We start from the raw sequence: 21,526 nt of genomic DNA, 5'->3' as shown, positions 1-21,526 counted from the left end.
TATAAACGAATAGAAGATTATTATGGATTATTCAAAAGCAAAACAGTTAGCAGAGATTATCGTCAAGATCAGGTTGAGGAGCGCGACGTTTGAAGAACGGGCTGTGCTGGCTGATTGGTTGGGGGAAAGCGAGGACAATCGTCAACTGTATAAACGAATCGTGCGGGGGGAGAGTATCTCTAAAAGATTGAGGAAGGAGGATCAAATCAACGAATCGGTTGATTTTGTACTTGTGCGGAATAGTATTGCCCGGCGTTTGGTGAGAAAACGGCAGACAAGGAGATTATTGAGATGGGGGAGCGGGAGTGTGGCTGCCGCGTGTTTGGCGGGTGCCGTGTTGTTTATGCTGAATAATAAACCGGATGAGGGAACTCGGGTTACCCCGGTGGAGGAGAACGTGATCGTTGCGGCGAAGCCGGAGATGAATACCCGGGCGATGTTAATATTGGCGGACGGGGCTCAAATTGATTTGGTTAATGATATTCCGGGAGTGGTGGAGCAGGAGCAGGCGATTATCCGGGGAGAGAGTGGTAAACTTTCGTATGAGGTGAAACGGGATTCTCTTTTGACCGACGAGGTTGTGGAGGAGACTTTCAACCGGGTGATTACTTATGTCGGGGGCGATTATTTTTTGTCGCTAAGTGATGGCACCCGGGTGTGGTTGAATGCCGATTCGGAGCTGGAGTTCCCGGTTAGTTTCGTGGGAAACGAGCGGGTCGTGAAATTACGGGGAGAGGCTTATTTCGAGGTGAAACAGGATGCGCGCAAGCCTTTTATCGTGGAGGTGAATGGTTTGAGAACGCGGGTGTTGGGTACTTCTTTTAACGTGAAAGCTTATCATGACGAGCGAAGTGTTTTCACGACTTTGGTGAAGGGAAGTGTCGCCGTGGAGGTTGCTGATGGTGGAAATGTGCCTGCTTCCAGGATCGTGCTTGAACCGGGGATGCAAGCCATGTGGCATGAAGGTAGCAAGGCTATTTCCGTGCAGCCGGTGAATGCCGCTAATATTGTAGCCTGGAAGGATGGTAGGTTTATTTTCACGGAGGAGGATATGGAGGTGGTTTTGCGGACGTTGTCCCGTTGGTACGGGGTGAATTTTATTTGCAAGGACTCGCGGATGGAAAAGTATACGTTTAACGGTCTGATCAACAAGGACGAGAAGTTGGAGACGGTGTTGGAGAATTTGACTTTGACGGGTGGACCGTTGTTTAACGTTGTAGGTAAGAACGTGTATATAACGAAAAAATAAAACCGAAGCTGTTGGAGCAGCTTCGGGAAAAAACCTTGTTAGAAACAAGGCAAATCGTTTAATTAAATTATTTACAAATCTATGAAAAAAAATGCGAAACTGAAAATGTTTTGTAGGCTTTCCTGTTATTTCAGGCGATTATCCTTTATCGTTTGTGTCGTAGGGATATTGTCTTTTATGAATACGGAAGTCTATGGACAAGAAAAGACGAAGCGAATTTCTCTTAAAGTGACGGATGTGTCTGTCTTGCGGGCATTACATGAAGTGAATCGTTTGTGTGATAATTTGGTGATGTTCCGCTCCGAAGAGGTTATGAAGGAGAAGGGACGAGTTACACTAGATGTGAAAAACAAGTCCGTGTTGGAGGTGGTGAAAGCGTGCCTGAAGGGGACGGCTTTGGGATGCGTGGAGAAGGATGGAAAGATTATCATCACGGTTGAGGGGGTGAAGACGTTGAGGATCACGGGAGTCGTGACGGATGAGCAGAAACGTCCGCTCCCGGGAGTGACGGTGTTGGTGAAGGGGTTGACGCTGGGGACGGTGACGGACGCAGAGGGAAGATATGTATTGAATTTGCCGGCGATGGAGAAACTAACTTTGTTGTTTTCTTTCGTGGGAATGGAAACCCGGGAGGTCGTGTACGCGGGGAAAGATACCATAAACGTGGTCATGCGGGAGGATGTGATGGACATGGACGAGGTGGTAGTCACCGGTTACCAGACGTTGAAGAAGCGTTCGCAGGTGGGTTCGTCGAACACGGTGAAGTCGTCGGATTTGGTGTTGAATGGAACGCAGACGCTGGAACAAGCGTTGCAAGGCAAGGTGCCGGGCATGATGGTGATGAGCCGTAGCGGTTTGACAGGTACCCGGCAGCGTGTACGCGTGCGGGGTACTTCGACTTTGCTGGGTAACGCGGAGCCCGTGTGGGTGGTGGACGGAATTATCCAGGAGGACCCGTTGCCTTTCGAAACGAACGAGCTGAATAACTTGAATCCGGATAACATGGACATGATCCGCAATTTCGTGGGCGGGGCGATTTCTTGGTTGAACCCGAATGATATAGAGACCGTGACGGTGTTGAAGGATGCCGCATCCACGGCCATTTACGGGGTGAAGGCAGCTAACGGCGTGATCGTGATATCCACGAAAAAGGGAAAAGCCGGACGTATGTCCGTGAGTTACAACGGTAACTTTTCCGTGACTCCCCGCTTGAATTATAACAGGATGGAGTTGATGAATTCACAACAACGGGTGGAGGTATCCCGCGAGGCTTACGAAACGGGTATTCCATTGGATGAGTCGGGAAATTACAGTATAGGTTACACGGCTTTGGCTAACGCTTACAAGCGGCAGGAAATCACGTTGGAAGAATTCTCGGAACAGGCGCAGCAGTTGGAGAGGAATAACACGGATTATTTTGATATCCTTTTCCGTAACGCTTTTAGCCACAATCACACGGTAAGCGTGTCGGGCGGATCGGACAAGGGAACTTACCATGCTTCCATGGGTATTAACAATACGGTAAACACGGCTAAGGGGAACGAGCAAACCCAGTATACCGGTAATCTTTCTATCGCTCAGACCATGTGGGAGCGATTGACGTTGAATTTCTCCTTGGGTGTCAGTTATGCAAAGACACAGGCTTTTGCCGGTGAGGATCCTTATACTTACGCGAGCCAGACGAATCGGGCGATCCCGTGTTATAATCCGGACGGGAGTTTGGCTTATAATGCCCATAAGTCGGATGGTTATTTGTTTAACGTGGTGAATGAGTTGCGACAGAGCGGCAACCAAAACACGTTGACCTCGGTGAGTGCCAGTCTTGCGGCGCGTTGGAGAATTAAAGAGTGGTTGAGTTACAATTTGTCATTAGGTTTCGGTACTTCCAGTTCTATCGGGGAGTCGTGGTTCACGGAACAGTCGCATTATATTTCCGGGAAACGGGGGTATAATTACGAAGAGTTTGCAGAGGGGTCTGACCGGTATAAAGCTTCTTTCTTGCCTCATGGCGGCGAGTATAATCACCGGGAGAACAAGAATATGAATTATACACTTCGTAATCAACTTGATTTCACGAATGTGTTCAACGGGTTGCATTCCGTGACCGCTTCCGTGGGGCAGGAGATCCGGAGCGTGAAACAAGACGGGATGGACAAGCAAGAGTATGGCTATTTGCATACGCGGGGAAGGATTTTCGTGAATCTGCCGAAGATGGTAGGCAATACCGTGAATCCGTATTTAAGGAGTAAGCCGGTAAATATTGTCGATTCGGAGGAGAATTACGTGTCCTATTACGGAACGATGAGCTATATGTTCGATAACCGTTATGCTTTTAATGCCAGCGTGCGTATGGATGCCTCGAATCGTTTCGGCCAGAATAAGGACACGCGTTATTTGCCTGTGTGGTCTTTGGGGGTGCGTTGGAACTTGGGTTACGAGCATTGGATGCAGGGACAGGATTTGGTCAATGATATGTCGTTCCGCTTCTCTTACGGTTGGCAGGGAAACGTGGTGACCACGGTCAGCCCGGATTTGATTGCCGAGATCAATGTAGGTGATAGCGGCGATTATAAATTGACGATCAAGAATTTGCCTGCGCCGGATTTGAAGTGGGAAAAGGTGCAGAATTTGAATCTCGGTGTTGATTTCGGTTTGTTTAGAAACAAAATTATGGGTTCTTTCGAGTATTATTGGAAGAAGACCAAAGATATGGTGGTGAACAAGGATGTGCCCTACGCGAATGGAGTGTCTTCCCGTCCGGTGAATGGCGGTAATATGAGCAATAGCGGTTGGGATTTAGGCGTGAATTTTGTGCCCGTACGGACCAAGGATTTCGTGATAGCCGTGGGAATGACCACGGGTAAGGTGTATAACAAGGTGGAATCCACGCTTGACCCGACGGGGGCTTGGAGTGAGGCAACGAGCGGGAACTTGAATAAAAACGGTTATCCGGTATCTAGTTTTTGGGCATTCCGTTACACGGGATTGAGCCCCGAGCACGGGGGACCGTTATTCGATTTGACCGGTTCGGAACTGGAGGGTGCGAAGAGTGATGCCACGCTCTATATGGATTATGCCGGTAAAATGGAACCGGATTTTACTGCCGGATTGAACCTTTCGATCAATTACAAGACGTTGATACTCACGACTTCTTTTTACTTGAGCACGGGTAATCAGCAGTTTTTGGCGCCTTTGACGACCTCGTATTCCAGTATCCCGAGCGAGTACGAGAATATGTCGACGGAATGGTTGAAACGCTGGCGTAAGCCGGGCGACGAGAAGTACACGAAGGTGCCTTCCTTGCCGAACCGGATTACCAGTGCCAAACCGCTTGAATTCCTGGATTACACGAATGGCATCAGTCCCTATGAATTGTACGCCTATTCCACGGCGCGGGTGGTGGATGCATGGTACTTGAAATGCGGCAATGTGCAGCTTTCTTACACGTTGCCCGCAGAGAAGTTGCCGAAAATATTCCAGAATCTGAGTTTCAATTGTTCGATTTCGAATCCGTTTTCTATTGTAAGCAAGGATTTTCTAGGACGTGACCCGGAGGTTGCTTTGGGAAGCCAGCCCTTGTCAAGAACGATATCCTTTGGTATTAATGCAAGTTTTTAAATAGAATGTTATGAAAAAGATATATTTGATAGGTATATTGTCGTTTTTCTTGGGAGCCTGCAACGATTTTCTGGAGGAGAAAAGCCAGGACGAGGTGCGGCCTTCTTCTGTTTCCGATATGGAAAAAATACTGGAAGGAAATGCTTATTTCGAGAAAGAGGATGGTGTTTTGTTTAACACGATAACCGATTATTTTACGGATAATATAAAAGTTCTTAGAGTGGTTGCCGCCAAAGAGGAGATGAAGAAGAGGTATGCCCCTCGTTACCGGTGGGAGGTGGATATGTTTGACGAGTCGAGCGGGGTTGAGGATTTGACCTTGTGGACTCGTCCTTACGAGTTGATCAAGGGGTGTAACCTGGTATTGGAGTATGCTCCGCAGATGGATGGTGACGCGAAGAAACGCGAGCATTTGATGGGAGAGGCTCTCGTGTTGAGAGGATTTTATTATATGTTTTTAGTGAATTGCTTCGGTTTGCCGTATAACGAGGGGGATCCGAACACGAATCCGGGTGTGCCTTTGAAGTTGATTTCCGGGGTAAATGATGATTATTTCAAACGGAACACGGTGGCAGAGGTGTATGCCCAAATCGAGAAAGATTTGCTTGCAGGGGTCGAAATTTTGGAAGAGAACGAGTTGGAGTTGTATGATGACCGTTTGAACGCAATAGCCGCCTACGCTTTGTTGTCAAGGATGTATATGTATATGGAGGATTGGGATAACGCGTTGAAATATGCGGATATGGTACTTGATCGGAAGTCCAAATTGTTGAATTTGGGAGAACAGCCTAAAAATTCGTGGTCTTCTTACAGTGTTTACTCGGATAAGAATTTGGTTGAAGCTTTGTGGATCATGCCGTGGAGTCCGAGTTATTCAGAGTATGATTACGCGGCGGTAGACCCCTATGTGGTGTCAAATGATTTGTGCCAGTTGTACGACCAGGATGTTGACGGGGGAATAGGGGATGCCCGTTGCGAGTGGGATGATTACAATGACCAGGATTTGAACGGTTTTATACGCGGGGCTTACATGCAGGACGGAACGGGAAGTTATGCTTATCATCCGGTCGGGTTGGATAAAGGTAACCCGAGTACCCCGTATAACGGAGGGGTGCGCGTGGCTGAAATGTATTTGAACCGGGCGGAAGTTTATTGTCGGAGATACGTGGAAAGCGGGGCGTCGGCTGACGCGGAGAAAGCGTTGGCAGATTTGAACGAGTTGCGTCGGAACCGTTTTTATGCCGGATATGCGGATAAGACATTGGAGGCTTTTGGTACCCCGCAAGAGTTGTTGGATTTTTGTTTACGGGAACGTCGCCGGGAGTTGTGCGGGGAAGCCAATCATCGTTGGTTTGATTTGCGCCGCTTGGGAATGCCGAAAATTGACCATGTTTTCGTGGATAATGCTACCGGTAATGAAACCACGTACACGTTGATGCAAGGGGACAAGCGTTACGCGTTGCCTATCCCCCGCAAAGTCATGGAGAAAAATCCGTTGTTGGAACAAAATCAGTATTAATTTGAATTATATAGTGTTATGAAAGTTAGGTTGATCGTGATAAGTGTGATTGCCGCCTTGTTGTTCAGTTGCAATAAAGAGGATGAAATCAAGGCGAGAGAGGAATTGGAACCGAGTTTCGTGTTGCCTGATAATCATGAATTTGATAAGATATTGATCCGTTGGCACGAGCAATACGGTTTCTTCCCTTTATACGAGTTTGAAGATCATGATATTTACTGGAACGGGTCGATGTGGGATGATATTCATGACAATCGTTGGGAGGGTCACCATATCGCCCGTCCGGGAGATCCCGCGTACGTGGGAAATCAGATTGAATTGATTCAAAGTGCTTTTATGGATATTTATCCGGAGAAATATTTGAAACTTGTACCTTTGAAAATGTTGTTGTGTTCGGAATTGTACGAGGCGAAATATTATAGAGAGTGGACTCCGGGCGGGACGATTGAAACGTTAGACTCAACGGCAGTATGGAGTTACACGGGGTATGATTTCCTGGCAATCAATGGAGCGAGTGAAGATATTTTGACGATGACATTGCAAGACAAGCAAGCGTTTTTGCGGGAGGTGAATGCCGCTTTCCTGGGATATTTGGGCGCAAAAGGGCTGTTGGAGCTTCCGCAGGAGTTTTTTGATATAACGGATGATCTTTCCTGGGGATATGATTATGACGATTATGATTTTTACTCGGAATTGTCGGGCGATGCGTTGTTCGTGAGTGGATTTTTGGGGCAAAAAACGTTAATAGACGGGGATTTGCAGCAATCGATGAAGAATGATGCCGCTTCTTTCTTGCAATTGGCGGCTTATTCTTTGGAAACGTTGCTCGCGGAGCCGGACCGGAGTCTGGATGATGACGGGGATGTTGAAACGATGTCTTGGATCGGGGCTTTTAGCCGCGACCCGGCAGGGATTGACGGGATTTGCGGGAAGAAGTACCAGGTCGTGATTCGTTATTTGAAGAGTTTGGGGATAAAGACGGAGCGTTTCCAAAACCCGACATTCGAATGGTGATATCGTGTGATTGCGCAGCGGGAGTGTATTGTAAAAAAAAGATTTGATGTATGCCAGAAAATCCAATTATTGAGATAAAAGATTTGTCGCACCGTTATGATATACAATGGGTGGTGAAAGATATTCATTACGAGATTGCCAACCGGGGTATATATGGTTTGTTGGGAGCCAACGGGGCGGGCAAATCTACCATGATGAGTATTATTTGCGGGATCATTAAGCCCACGCGGGGAGTGGTGCGGGTGCGGGGGATCGACGTGTTGAAGAATCCCATTGAAGCGAAGCGACATATTGGCTTTTTGCCCCAGAAACCGCCCTTGTACGAGGAGTTGACCGTGGAAGAATACCTGACACATGCGGCAGAGATTCACTGGGTGTCGGACAAGGAGGTGAAGAGTGCGGTAGGTCGGGTATTGGAGATGTGTTCCATCTCGCATTTCAGGAAAAGGTTAATCAAGAATCTTTCCGGAGGGTACCAGCAGCGCGTGGGGATTGCCCAAGCCATGATTCATGACCCGGACATCGTGATATTCGATGAACCGACGAACGGGTTGGATCCGACGCAGATTTTGGATATCCGGAGGTTGATTAAAAATATAGCGGAGGAGCACACGGTGATACTCTCGACGCATATTTTGTCTGAGGTACAGGCGGTTTGTGACCAGTTGTTCATGTTGAACCAAGGGCAAATGGTGTTCTCCGGCAAGGTGGAAGATTTTGATAATTATATTTCGGCAAGTACCCTCTATGTGGCTTTTGACGGGGAGATCCCTGAACGGGAGTTGGGGAAAATCAAAGGCGTGAGTAAGGTGGAGCCGCTGGGCGCAAATAAATACCGGTTGTCGTTCACGGACCAGCAGGAAGCGAGTGACCGTATCGTGGAGCTGTCGTCCGAAAGGGGGTGGCCCTTGGCGGAATTGTACGCGGAGAAGAGTTCTTTGGATGATATTTTTGCCGAGTTGTCAAAGAAATAATTCGAGAATCAGTAAAAGAGAGATTGTTATGAAGACAATATATAAAATAGCCCGGGCGGAGTTGCGTCTGTTGTTTTATTCGCCGATAGCGTGGCTTTTGTTGTTGTGTTTCGTGGTTTTAACCGGCTACCAATACACGTACGTGTTCGATTATCTGATGTACCAGATGAAAGAGTACGGGGGTGTAGTGGGGGCTACCCGGGATTTGTTCTTTCAACAGAACGGTATATGGGTGTACGTGCAAGGATTTATGTATTTTTATATTCCCTTGTTGACGATGGGAATGGTGAGTAGGGAGTTTAGCGGGGGATCGATAAAATTGCTGTACTCGTCGCCGGTGAGCACCGCACAAATTATATTAGGTAAATATTTGGCGTTGGTGTTCTATGCTTTGGTGTTGATGACAGTGCTTGTGATGTATGCCGTGATTGGTTTTTGCGTGATCAAGAACGTGGAAACGGGTCTCGTGTGGACGGGGTTCTTGGGGGTGTTTCTGTTGATATGCACTTACCTGGCAGTCGGGTTGTTCGTTTCGAGTTTGACATCGTACCAGATTATCGCAGCGGTGGGAACGTTTATCGTGTTATTCCTGTTGGGGATGGTCGGTCGATTCGGGCAACATTATGATTTTGTCAGGGAGATCACGTATTGGTTGTCGCTTGACGGACGGACGGATACTTTCATGAGCGGGATGATTTGTAGCGAGGATTTGATTTATTTTCCGGTGGTGAGCGGCGCTTTTCTGTTGTTTTCAATCATTCGCTTGAATGCTGTGCGGCAGAAGCAACGTTTCGTGATCACTTGCGGTAAGAATCTCGTGGTCGTGATTTGTGTGGTAGCGGCGGCTTATTTCTCGTCGCGACCGATGTTTACGGTTTATTATGATGCCACGACGACGAAGAGCAACACGTTGACTCCGGTGAGCCAGGATATTGTTTCCCGGCTGGATGGCGGGATGACGATCACGTCTTACGTGAATGTCCTGGATCCGGCTTATTGGCAGTACAAGTACCCGGGCTTTATCATGGAGAATATCCGATTTTTCCGTAATTACGTTCGTTTCAAGCCCGAGATCGAGTTGAAAACAGTGTACTATTATGCCGAGCCGGACCCTGATTTACGGGCTCAAGATCCCACGGGACGCTTGGCATGGGAGAAGACCCGAAAATTGTGCGAGCGGGAAGATTTGGACAGTACAATTTTGAAGACGATCGATGATGTGCCTGATTTGTCGGAAGAGGGTTACACTTTTATTCGCCAGATTGAGCGGGAAAACGGACAGAAGACCTGGTTGCGGGTGTATAATCGAGGAGGAGCCGTCCAGCCGACGGAAGCGGAGGTTTCCGTGGCGTTGAAGCGTATGATTATGAAATTGCCCAAGATCGGTTTCGTGACGGGGCACGGGGAAAGAGGGATGGAAGACAGGACGCCTTACGGCTATCAATTGGTGGCGAGCAACAAGAAGATGCAGACTTCCGTTTGGAATCAAGGGTTCGACGTGGAAAAAGTGAATTTGGACAGTACGGTACCGGATGATATTCATATATTGATTATAGCCGATCCTCGCGAGGCTTTCACGCCGGAAGAGGAGGAGAGGTTGAAAAACTATATCGACAGGGGAGATCATCTGTTCTTTTTGGGAGAACCTCGTCATCGGGAAGCCGTGAACCCGATGTTGCAGCGGTTGTTCGGTGTGGAGTTGACTTCAACGTTGGCGGTGGACAGCAATAGGAGTAGTTTGCCTGCCGATGTGTTGGCGTGTGAACCGACAAGGGTAGGACGGGAAACCATGCGCCGATTGCGGTCGTCCGGGGTGGTGGTGATGCCTACTGTGGCAGGAGTGGAGGTGATGGAAAATAGAGAATATGCCACCTTTTCCGTGGTGCAAACCGATACGGCCCTGACATGCCGGACCGAAGCGGGTGAAATATCCAAAGTGTTTGCCACGGTATTGGGGTTGACCCGCAAGGTGGGTGATAAGGAACAACGTGTTATGATTGCCGGAGATGCGGATTGTCTGGCTAATAATGAATTTACGGAAAGAAGAGGAATCGGGGGACATAACGAAAACCTGCTGTTAGGAGGTTGTGCGTGGATGTCGTACGGGGAGGCTCCGTTGGAAATGTACCGTCCCCGGTCGATGGATGATGAAATTTGTTTGTCGGAGCGGGGATATTCCGTGATCCGCTGGTGTATTCACTGGGGATTGCCGTTGTTTGTTTTTGTGTGCGGGGTGATCGTCTGGCTGAAGAGGCGGAGAAGATAAAGGATATGGTTTATGGTTTAAAGGGAAATTATGAACGATTATATAGTAAAATTTGACTATGTATCTCATCGCTACGCGGTACAGTGGGCGGTGAAAGACGTGAGTTTCGAGATTCCCTCGAGGGGTATTTATGGATTATTAGGTTCTAACGGGGCGGGCAAATCTACGTTAATGAATATTATGTGTGGTGTGCTTCGGCAAACCAAAGGCGAAGTATTTATTAACGGGGTGAATGCCCGGGAAAATATTATCAAGGCAAAGCGTAATGTCGGGTTTATGCCCCAGCAACCGCCGGTGTATGATGATTTCACGGTGGAGGAATACTTGGCTTACGCGGCGGATTTACGCCAAGTGCCGACTCGGGAAGTGAAAAGAGCGGTGGAGCGGGTTTTAGAATTGTGTAATATCACGCATTTCCGCGACCGTTTGATCAAACATCTTTCCGGGGGATATCAACAACGGGTGTCTATCGCGCAGACGTTGGTACATAGACCTGCTTTAGTCGTGTTGGATGAGCCGACGAACGGCTTGGACCCGACGCAAATACTTGATATCCGCCGTTTGATAAAGGAGATTGCCCAAGAGTGTACCGTGGTTCTTTCGACGCATATCCTGCGGGAGATACAAGCCGTGTGTGATGCGGTATTGATGATAGAGCAGGGAGAACTGGTATTCTCGGGGACAATGGAACGGTTTAATAATTACGTGACACCTACCACTTTGCGGGTAACCTTACGAAACGCACCGTCGAGTGACGAGTTGGCACAAGTGGAGGGTGTGAAAAAGGTAGAAGAGATCGGTATGGCTTCGTTTCGGATTCATTACGATGATCGCCGGAGAGTGACGGAAAACTTGATCCGGACCAGCGCACGGAGTCAGTGGAACATGACAGAGTGTCGGATAGAACGTAGTTCGTTGGAAAGTATATTTGAGGAACTGACGAAGGTAAATAAACATAAAGACGGAAAGTGATGAAAATGATATTCAAGATAGCGAAGAAGGAGTTGCAATTATTGTTCTATTCTCCGGTGGCCTGGTTTTTATTACTGGTATTTACCTTGCAAGCCGGAATAATGTTCGTGGGACAGTATCATGGTTACATGAAAGATAACGAGTATGGGGACGGATTGCAATTTATGGTATCGTCTGCTTTATTCGTGCGGACATTATGGGGGCAGGTATCGACGTATTTGTATTTCTATATTCCTTTATTGACCATGGGGTTGGTGAGTCGTGAGTTGAGCAGTGGTTCGATCAAAATGTTGTATGCCGCACCGGTGACCAATACGCAGATTATCTTGGGTAAATTCTGCTCTATGGTGGGTTACGCTTTCGTGATGAGTGGAATGTTGTGCGTGTATATTGTGATAGCCTGGTGCACGGTGGAAAATTTCGAGTTGCCCATGGTTCTGTCCGGCTTGTTGGGATTGTTCCTGTTGACTTGCACTTACGCGGCGGTGGGTATTTTTGTTTCGAGTTTGACGTCTTACCAATTCGTGGCTGCAATCGGGACTTTTATCGTGTTGATGCTGTTGAGTTTGGTCGGAGGCTGGTGGCAGGAGTATGATTTCGTCCGGGATGTAACTTATTGGTTAAGTATTAACGGACGGGCACAAACGTTTATCGGGGGTATGATTTGTAGCGAGGATCTGTTGTATTTTCCCCTGGTGACGGCATTATTCCTGGGATTGACAATCATCCGTTTAAATGCCGTGCGGCAGAAGATTAAATTTTTAATCACGTTGCGTTATAATTTGATACTTATTTTGGGGGCTTGTTGCTTGGGTTATCTCTCTTCTCGACCGAAGTTGATGGCTTATTATGATGCAACTTCTGTGAAGTCGAACACGTTGACTCCACAGAGTCAGGAGATCGTGGAAACGTTGGAGGGAAATTTGACGATCACGGCTTACGTGAATATCATGTCGCCAGATTACGGGAGTTATGCTTATCCTTATTTTATCCAGAGAAATAGGCGGGTGTTTAAACTTTACGAGCGTTTTAAACCGGAAACCAAGTTGAAGGTCGTGTATTATTATGACACGCTTACTCCAGGCGAAGCCGAGTATTTACGTATCTTTGAGAAAGGAAAGGGAAAGACTCTTCGGCAATTGGCAAAAGAGGTGTGTGAAGAAAACGGATTAGATAGCACGAGCGTAAAGACCCCGGAAGAGATCCGGGAAAGGATTGATTTAACGGGGGAACGTACATTCGTGTGGTCTATAGAGAGAGGAAATGGACAGCAGACTTGGTTGCGGACATTTGATGACCCGTTGGATATTTTTCCTCATGAAGCGGATATTAGTGCGGCATTTAAGAAGGTGGGTACGGTGTTGCCGAAGGTGGGTTTTGTGAAAGGGCATGGGTGTCGTTCGATACAAGACGGTTCGTTGGGTGGATATAATCGTTTCGCGAGTGTGAAGTACGCTCGCTTGGCTTTAGTAAACCAGGGTTTTGACGTGGAAGAAGTGGGCTTGTCTACAGACATTCCGGAGGATATTACGATTTTGACGATTCCTGAACCGAAAGAAGTATTCTTGGAAGAAGAGATGGATGTATTGAGAAGATACTCGGAACGGGGAGGTAATTTTTTAATTTTGGGAGAAGCCGGCCGGGGAGAGGCGATAAATCCTTTCTTACAGGAATTGTTCGGCGTGCAACTAACTGAAGGAACGTTAGTACAGTACCGGGAAATAGAGGAACGTCCGGAAGTGTTGTATTGCGAGATTACCCCGGAGGCATCCGCGTTGAGTTATCGTTTCCAGCAATTGACTTTTGTGCGTATTCCCACGGTTGCGGGTGTCGAAGTTATCGAAGACCGGGGATTCAAAGCGACTCCTATTTTGAAAACCGATACATTGGCTCAAAATTTGGAAAAGAAAGAAGATCGCTCTTATCGCGTATGGAATGAAACGGGAACTTTGGATTACGCGGATAAGCCGTTAGAGTATAACCCGGAAAAAGGGGAGGTCGCTAAAGAGTACAATACAGCTTTGGCTTTATCACGAGAGGTGAATGGGAAGGAACAGCGAGTGGTGGTATTTGGGGATGCCGATTGGTTGTCAAATCAGGAGTTGTCTGTCGGTCGGACCGGGGGACATTGGCTGGCTTTGTCCGTGTTCCATTATCTGTCAGGTAACGAGATGCCCGTTGACACAAGGCGGAGTATGACGCAAGATCGGGTGGTACATGTCAATAGCATGGGCTATAATGTCTTGAAATGGAGTTTAATGTTTATTTACCCGTTGTTTTTTTTGAGTATCGGGACCGTCATCTGGATTCGTCGTAGGGGACGTTGAGAAAATTGAAGAAATGATGAAAAGATTATTGTTTGTATTTTGCATATGCTTGTGGTTATTGAGTTCATGCACGCGTGGAGGCTTTGAAATTACGGGGAATGTTGAAGGTTTCCAAGACGGTCGCGTGTTCCTTTTAGTGTCAACGGGACAGTCGTGGGATACCTTGGCTGCGGTAGATATGCGAGGGAATAAATTCGAGATAAAAGGAGAGAGAAAAGAAGTGGTTTTTGCCACCTTGCTCTTCGATAAACAAAAGAGCGTAGAGTTTATGTTGGAAAACGGGCATTTCTCCGTGAGCGGTTCCAAAGAAAATTTGCAGGTAAGAGGAGGGGATGCGCAAAGTTTGTTGGAGCGTTTTCAGCAATTTTCCCAAGAGGCTGCCAAAACCGAGGCTGATTTGGAAGAGAAATATTACCGTGCCCAAGAGGAGAATGACGAGAAATTGCAGGAACAAATTTTAGAAGATATTGATAATGTCATTCTCGATATGCACGCGAAGGAAAATGAACTTATCACGATGAACCCGGATTCGTATGTGTCGGGGTATATCGTGTATAAGACATTGGAAATTTTGAGTGTAGAGAATTTTATGCTTGTTTCTTTGAGGGCGCATGCGACCTACGAGTGTTTGCGGAATAAGTTTATGTTGTTGGGGGAAACGGGGAAAAATACTACTTACGGCAAGCTTGTCAGTGAATACATTGTCGCCCGGGAACGGGTGGCAGAAGGGTGTATTGCTCCGAATTTTGAAGTAGAAACCCCGGATGGTACGAAAATCACGCTTTATGAAATGAAGGGAAAAGTGAAATTGATTGATTTTTGGGCATCATGGTGCGGACCTTGTAGGCTGGAGAATCCTCGTGTGTTAAGTGTTTTCAATAAGTATCACGACCGAGGTTTGACAATATTGGGCATTTCCTTGGATGATAATAAGGAAAAATGGATGAAAGCGATCCAAGAGGATCAATTGCCGTGGGTGCATGGCTCCGATTTGAAGGGGTGGAATTCAACACCAGCTCAATTGTTTAAGGTGCGAGCTATTCCAGCCACGATATTGTTGGATATCAACAATCGGATTGTAGCACGAGATTTAAGAGGTGAGGAATTAGAGAACAAAATAGTAGAATTATTAAACAAAGAGTGAAGAGATGACAACTTTTTTAGGAACAGCAATCGTAAGTATGACATTGGCTTTGGTGTTCTATTCTATAGGAACTTGGGCTGAACGTATTCAGAAGATATTGAAACTTTGGCATATTACATTTTTTGTTCTTGGTTTGTTTGCCGATAGTTTTGGAACGACTGTGATGATTGAAATTGCGGGGGAAAACATGAATTCGTTGCATGCATCAACAGGGGCTTTAGCTCTGTTGCTTATGGCAATTCATGCGTTGTGGGCGATTTGGACTTATTGGAAAGGAAGTCAACGAGCGAAACAAAATTTTAGCAAGTTTAGCGTATTTGTTTGGGCTTTTTGGTTAATTCCTTACGTTTTAGGTATCGTATTAGGAATGTCTCATTAATCATTTTAGGGAGATTCAGTAAATAGTATATAATTAGTCAACTAATTCATACTTAAATTATTGTGAATTAGTTGGCTTTTTTGTATCTTTAGATATTCCCCCACAAATAAGGTTTGTCGGTCAAAACAGGGGAAATATCCGAATTAGCTAATTAATGCCAAGGGTGGCTCTCGTGATTTAGTTGCGTAGACGGGGAAGGTAGGGAAAGTAAGGTTTTAGATTCAATGGCGTGTGAAGTGGAAGTTAATTTCAGCGGTGTACGCCATATTTTCATGTAGCGGTATTTGTAGAAGTTGTCGTGTATGTGGATGTTTTTTTAATGCTTCTCTTCCAAAAAATAGAATTATGTATTATTTTTGTACGGATTGATTCTGGATAAGTTGTTGGTATGGGTAATGTTGATAGTGAATTTATTCGGCAAATAAACGTGAAGCAGGTTTCGGGTTACCGGGAGTTGTTTGAACGATTTTATAGTTATATGGTGTTGTACGCGACGCGTCGGGTGCAACAGAAGGAGGTTGCCGAGGATATCGTGCAGGAGGTTTTTATCACTATATGGGAGGGGAGTAAAGTGTTTAATTCTTATCATGGATTCCGTACGTATTTATATGATTTAGTGAATAATAAGTGCCTGGATTATTTGAAACACAAGGCCGTGGAGGAGCGTTATGTTATTTACATGATGGAGAACCAAAACGAGGGAGAAGATGGGGAGTATGGTTTGATGAAGGAGGAAATTTACAGGGAGTTGTATATAGCCGTAAGTGAGTTGCCTGATCGTTGCCGGGAGGTGTTCGAGTTGCATTTGCAAGGCAAAAAGAATGACGAGATTGCCGTATTATTGTCCTTGTCTGTTCAAACCGTGAAAGCGCACAAGAGGAACGCTATGTGTTTTTTGAAAGAGCGTTTAGGGACTGTGTTGTTTTTGGCTTTATTATTTAAGTTGATTTAGCTTCTTGTATTTTTTTCTTTTTTGTAATCAAGTCGTTGATATTTTTTCGTGAAAAAGTAATTTTTCTTTTACCTCTTTTTTATACCCTTGTCGTATTATGTCTAAAATGGAGATATAGTATGAATGTGTATAATGAAAATGTTGTTCGATTGATTCGCCTTTACTTGGCGGGTACGATTTCCGACGAGGAGAAAGTCGTGTTGGAGCGGTGGGTGGAAGAACGGGAAGAAAATCGTCGTTTTTTCCAAGAGATGTTGCGGGATGAACGTTTTGCTTCGGAGTTTTCGGAATTCCGTGATATCGATATGGAAAAGGGGTGGAGTTGTTTCTTGAGTCGGACTCAAGCGAGAAAGCCTAAGTTATTCACACGTGTGTTGAGGTATGTGGCGGCGGCGATTATTCCGGTTGCGATCGGGATTGCTGTTTGGCTTGCGGGTGAAGATACTGCTTCGGGACCGGAACGGGTCAGTGAGGTGATCCATCCCGGGATGAATAAGGCGACGTTGATTCTTTCCGATGGGGTGAAAGTGTCTTTGGAGGAGTTCGAGAAAAGCGAGATAAGATTGGACGCGGGGAGAGTGGCGCACAGGACGGGTGACGGGTTGGTTTACGAGAATAACGGGAACGGGAATAAATTTGAGTTGAAGTATAATGTATTGCAAATTCCCCGGGGAGGAGAGTTTCATTTAACTCTGTCAGATGGAACCCGGGTTACTTTGAATTCAGCCACGGATTTGAGATACCCGGAGATATTTGACGAGAGGGAACGTCGGGTTTTTCTTTCCGGGGAGGCTTATTTCGAGGTGGCGACGGATTCTGCCCGCCCGTTTTACGTGATGACTGACGAGGTGCAGGTGCGGGTGTATGGTACTTCGTTTAACGTGAATACGCGGCGACCGGAAGGGGTGCAAACGGTTTTGGAAAGCGGGAAAATTGGGATTAAGGCTATTCGTTCCGGTGATGAATGTGTCCTGAAGCCGGGAGAGCTTGCTTGTTTTGACCCGAAAGATGGTGCTATGGCGATTCGAGAGGTTGATCCCCGGCAGTATCTGGCTTGGGTGAAGGGTATTTTTGCTTTCGAGGAGGAAACGCTGGAGAATATAATGAATACCCTTTCTTTGTGGTATGACGTGGAGGTGTTTTACCAGACGGAGTCCGTGAAGCAATTGCATTTTTCGGGATACTTGGGAAGGTATAAAGAAATACAAAATATTTTTGATGTTATTACCGATGCAACGGGTGTGTTGTTCTCGGTGAAGGGACGTACTGTAATAGTTTCACGATAATAAAAAACGGAAGGCGTTGGAAGCACCTCCCGTTTGTTTTTAATCATCATTGAGCCTTATTGGAGCGAGGCTTGTTGATAATTGTTAATTATTATATCACAAATGTATGGAAAAAATTGGAACTTGTCCTCCATTCTTGTGGGAATGTGGACGCAAATTTGGGAAAATTATGAGAGTGTTTCTCGTTTTAATGATCGGGTTTACGTTTTCTCTTTCGGCGAGTAGTTTTGCCCAGCAAGAGAGAGTGAGTTTGGACATGAAGAATGTAACGGTGAAAATGTTGTTTGATGAGATTCAACGACAGACTGATTTACATTTTCTTTTTAACACGGAACAGACGAACCAATTGGGGAGATTGTCTGTCAAGGCAGAGAGCGAAACTGTGGAGAGCGTGTTGAAGCGTATTTTTGAAGGGACGGATTTGGTGTACAGTTTCAGGGGGAAGGTTATCGTGGTGAAACGTGGGGTGAAAGTGGCGGATGACGAACAGAAGAAAAATATCCGTATCGTGGGAAGGGTAACGGACGAACAGAAACTTCCTCTTCCGGGTGTGACTGTACTGGTGAAGGGGTTGACCCTGGGGACGGTGACAAACGCTGAGGGACGGTATGTTTTGAGTTTGCCGATGATGGAAAAGTTTACTTTGTTGTTCTCTTTTGTGGGCATGGAAAATTGTGAGGTCGCTTACACGGGTAAGGATACGATCGACGTGGTGATGAAGGAAGCAGATGTAGCTTTGGATGAGGTGGTTGTCGTAAGTACGGGATACCAGACGATTGATAAACGAAAATTAACAAGTGCCGTGACGTCGATCAAGGCCGAGGAGATTGTCGTGCCGGGATTAAATACGATAGACCAAATGTTGGAGGGACATGTGCCGGGAATGATTTTTATGCAGAATTCAGGTCAGGTGGGGGCTGTGCCTCGTTTGAGAATCCGCGGAACTTCTACTATTTTGGGGAATCAAGAACCTGTTTGGGTGGTGGATGGAATTATTCAGCAGGATCCGGTGGATATTGACCCGGCGCAGATTAATGATTTGGATTTCGTGAATTTGTTGGGAAATGCTATTTCCGGTTTGAATCCGGAGGATATTGAGCAGATTGATGTGTTGAAGGACGCTTCGGCTACAGCTATTTACGGGGCGCGTGCTGCAAACGGTGTAATTGTGATCACGACTAAAAAAGGGAAAGAAGGACCTCCTTCGATTAGTTATTCTGTCGCTGGAACTTTTACGCGCCGTCCGCATTACGGGGATAAAAGCGTGAATATGATGAATTCAAGGGAGCGAATCGCTTTATCCCGGGAATTGGTCGAGAAGGGGATTACGTATAACACGCTTGATTCTTGGGTCGGATACGAGGGTGCACTACGCGACTATTGGAATGACCGGATAGATTTTAATCAGTTCCAGCGTGAGGTGGGACGGTACGAGTCGATGAACACGGATTGGTTGGATTTGTTATTACAGAATTCCTGGTCTCATAGGCATACCCTGGGAATTTCGGGAGGCTCTTCTTCGTTAAAGTATTACGCTTCTTTAGGATACAACGATAGCCAGGGAACGACGAAAGGCGAAGGTATGAAGAATTACACGACGAGTGTGAATTTGACGGCTAATTTGAATAATGTTACGTTGCGTTTCGGTATGAGCGGGAATGTATCTGATCGAACTTATACTCCCTCGGAGGTGGATGTGTTGGGATATGCTTACAACACGAGCAGGGCCCTTCCGGCTTTTAACGAGGATGGCAGTTTATGGTATTATAAACGTAGGGGCAATAGTACGGGGAGCTCGATAGACTGGTGTCCGTATAGTATTATCAATGAAATGAATAATAGTTCGTATGATATGAAGTCTAAAAGTATGAGCGTGAATGCTATGGTTGATTGGCGTGTGATTGAGCCTTTGAAGTTGGGGGTGACTTTTGCTTATTCGACTTCTTCAACAGACGTAGATACTTGGTATGGACAGGAGTCTTTTTACGTGAGAAAATTGAGGCGTACGGATAGTTTGTTAAAGGATCCCGATAAGGATGAGGATCGGGTGAACGAGTGTCCCGTGGGAGGCGAGTTGAAAAAGGAAAATACGGATAACGAATCTTGGACGTTGCGTGCCCAACTGGATTTCAACAAGTATTTGGATATGGAGAATAATCATCAAATCGTGGCGACCGTTGGTGCGGAGGCTTCTTCCAGCCATTACACGGGTTCGCGTAAAACGTACCGGGGATATACTCCGGATCGGGGTTTGATGGTTTCTGAAATTGATTTAGCTTATTATCAGGCTTTTCGCCGGTGGACTCAGTCTAGCGAGGCGAGAGGTATATTTTCGGATTCCAAGACTAATTTGATCTCCGGTTACGCTTCGTTATCGTATGATTACAAGGGGTTGTATATGTTTAACGCGAATATGCGTTTTGATACTTCTAATAAGTTTGGAACGAAAGCGAATGATAAAATTACTCCTATATGGTCCGTGTCGGGACGTTGGAATATCAAGGAGGATTTGTTCGAGGGAATTGATTGGTTGGGAAGTTTATCTTTACGGGCTTCTTTTGGTTATCAAGGGAATATGCTGGAGACTGAAAGTTCGAAGTTGGTTATACGCAAGGGAGATATGAATTCAACTTTGGGTGAATATGCCTCTTACGTGTACACTTTCCCGAATCCCGGGTTGAAATGGGAGAAAACGGCTTCCACGAACGTGCAGTTGGATTTCGATTTGTTCAAGGGAAGGTTATCTGCCAGTGTTAGTTATTATTATAAAAAGACAAATGATACTTTCCTGACGAAGACCATATCACGGGTTAACGGGCGAGAAGATTACGTGTTGAATAAGGGAACATTGGAAAACAAGGGTTTCGAGTTTTCATTGAGAGTCATTCCCGTGAACACGATTTCGGCAGAGAATCCGAATGGTTTCCGGTGGATTTTCGACCCTCAATTGGGGCAGGTGTTGAATCAGTTGACGAAAGGCCGGAAGGTGAAAGATAAATCTATGCATGACCGGTACACTTATGAAAATTATTTGAATGGTAGTGCACAGATCGTGGGACGCCCCTTGAATACTTTCTATTCGTATAAATTTAAAGGATTGGATCCGACTGACGGATGCCCGATGTTTTACGATGTGGACCAGTATGATTATGACGAGGAGGGAAATGTTGTTTTGGATAGAAAGGCTTTGTATGATTCCATGGAGCGTGATGATGTGTTTACCACGGTATTGGAACATTCCGGAACTCGTGTGCCTGTTATCCAGGGAGGGTTGACTAATAGTTTTACCTATCGTCGATTAACGCTGTCGTTTAATTTGGCTTATAGTTTGGGTTCTAAGGTGCGTCTGTTGAAGATGTATCCGGATTTGGAAAGCACGTACGGGACTATCGCTCCGCAGCCGGCGGCAAACGCGAGGAAAGAGTTTATAAATCGTTGGAGATATCCCGGTGATGAACGTAAAACAACGATTCCGGGTATTGTTTCCGGTGGGAGGTTTGGACAGACGATGGGAATGTGGTGCGTGGAAGAACCTTATAATTTCGGGAAGAATCTTTGGAATATGTGGGATAATTCCAATATTCGGGTAGTCAGCGGTAATTACTTGAAGATGCAATCTTTGTCGTTGCGTTATAATGTACCGGATGCTTTCGCGAGAAAACTGTATATGAAGTCAGCGTATATCGGTTTCTCGTGCACGAACTTATTCATGATTTGTGATAAAAAGTTGAAGGGACAGGATCCGGCTGTTCAATCGGGATCAGCTCCATCTATTAACATGTCTCTTTGCCCGACTTTTTCAATGAATTTAAATGTAACATTCTAA

Annotated in this window: 13 protein-coding genes; all 13 read left to right on the top strand. The window is 46.1% G+C overall.

The features are described from left to right. Positions 1–22 precede the first annotated feature (22 nt). The 13 genes from BN8899_RS20185 to BN8899_RS20125 all read left to right on the top strand — a co-directional run bounded on the left by BN8899_RS20185 (position 23) and on the right by BN8899_RS20125 (position 21,526). Positions 23–1,249 carry a FecR family protein gene (locus BN8899_RS20185; protein WP_065220685.1) on the top strand — a complete coding sequence of 409 codons (1,227 nt, stop codon included), beginning with the start codon at positions 23–25 and terminating at the stop codon, positions 1,247–1,249. 81 nt (positions 1,250–1,330) lie between these two features. Beyond that, entirely contained in the window at positions 1,331–4,867 is a 3,537-nt protein-coding gene (locus BN8899_RS20180; protein WP_065220684.1) for a SusC/RagA family TonB-linked outer membrane protein, read from the top strand. Positions 4,868–4,877: 10 nt separating this feature from the next. Further along, positions 4,878–6,386, top strand: a complete 1,509-nt coding sequence (locus BN8899_RS20175) for a RagB/SusD family nutrient uptake outer membrane protein (protein ID WP_065220683.1) — start codon at positions 4,878–4,880, stop codon at positions 6,384–6,386. A gap of 18 nt (positions 6,387–6,404) precedes the next feature. Continuing rightward, entirely contained in the window at positions 6,405–7,400 is a 996-nt protein-coding gene (locus tag BN8899_RS20170) for a hypothetical protein (protein WP_065220682.1), read from the top strand. Positions 7,401–7,450: 50 nt separating this feature from the next. Then, positions 7,451–8,374, top strand: a complete 924-nt coding sequence (locus BN8899_RS20165; RefSeq protein ID WP_065220681.1) for an ABC transporter ATP-binding protein — start codon at positions 7,451–7,453, stop codon at positions 8,372–8,374. A gap of 28 nt (positions 8,375–8,402) precedes the next feature. Continuing rightward, complete coding sequence (locus BN8899_RS20160; protein WP_065220680.1) at positions 8,403–10,640, top strand: Gldg family protein; 2,238 nt, start codon at positions 8,403–8,405, stop codon at positions 10,638–10,640. Between the two features lie 30 nt (positions 10,641–10,670). Beyond that, positions 10,671–11,612 (top strand): ABC transporter ATP-binding protein, encoded by a 942-nt coding sequence (locus BN8899_RS20155; RefSeq protein ID WP_065220679.1) that lies wholly within the window; start codon positions 10,671–10,673, stop codon positions 11,610–11,612. Continuing rightward, positions 11,612–13,939, top strand: coding sequence for a Gldg family protein (locus BN8899_RS20150; RefSeq protein WP_065220678.1), 2,328 nt, complete (start codon positions 11,612–11,614; stop codon positions 13,937–13,939). Before BN8899_RS20155 ends, BN8899_RS20150 begins: the two co-directional genes overlap by 1 nt. A 13-nt stretch (positions 13,940–13,952) precedes the next feature. Further along, positions 13,953–15,083: a TlpA disulfide reductase family protein gene (locus tag BN8899_RS20145; RefSeq protein WP_065220677.1), complete on the top strand. Its 1,131-nt coding sequence runs from the start codon at positions 13,953–13,955 to the stop codon at positions 15,081–15,083. Between the two features lie 4 nt (positions 15,084–15,087). Continuing rightward, entirely contained in the window at positions 15,088–15,462 is a 375-nt protein-coding gene (locus BN8899_RS20140) for an HsmA family protein (RefSeq protein WP_065220676.1), read from the top strand. Positions 15,463–15,850: 388 nt separating this feature from the next. After that, complete coding sequence (locus tag BN8899_RS20135; protein WP_065220675.1) at positions 15,851–16,414, top strand: RNA polymerase sigma-70 factor; 564 nt, start codon at positions 15,851–15,853, stop codon at positions 16,412–16,414. A 119-nt stretch (positions 16,415–16,533) separates the two neighbouring features. Then, the gene (locus BN8899_RS20130) at positions 16,534–17,700 is read left to right on the top strand and encodes a FecR family protein (protein ID WP_018339139.1); all 1,167 of its coding nucleotides are present in this window, start codon (positions 16,534–16,536) and stop codon (positions 17,698–17,700) included. A 106-nt stretch (positions 17,701–17,806) separates the two neighbouring features. Then, positions 17,807–21,526, top strand: coding sequence for a SusC/RagA family TonB-linked outer membrane protein (locus BN8899_RS20125; protein WP_065220674.1), 3,720 nt, complete (start codon positions 17,807–17,809; stop codon positions 21,524–21,526).

This window comes from Butyricimonas sp. Marseille-P2440 (genome assembly GCF_900091675.1).
Classification (GTDB): Bacteria; Bacteroidota; Bacteroidia; order Bacteroidales; family Marinifilaceae; genus Butyricimonas; species Butyricimonas synergistica.
Note: the sequence above shows the minus strand (reverse complement) of the source record. Positions and strands in the feature narration are given on the sequence as shown.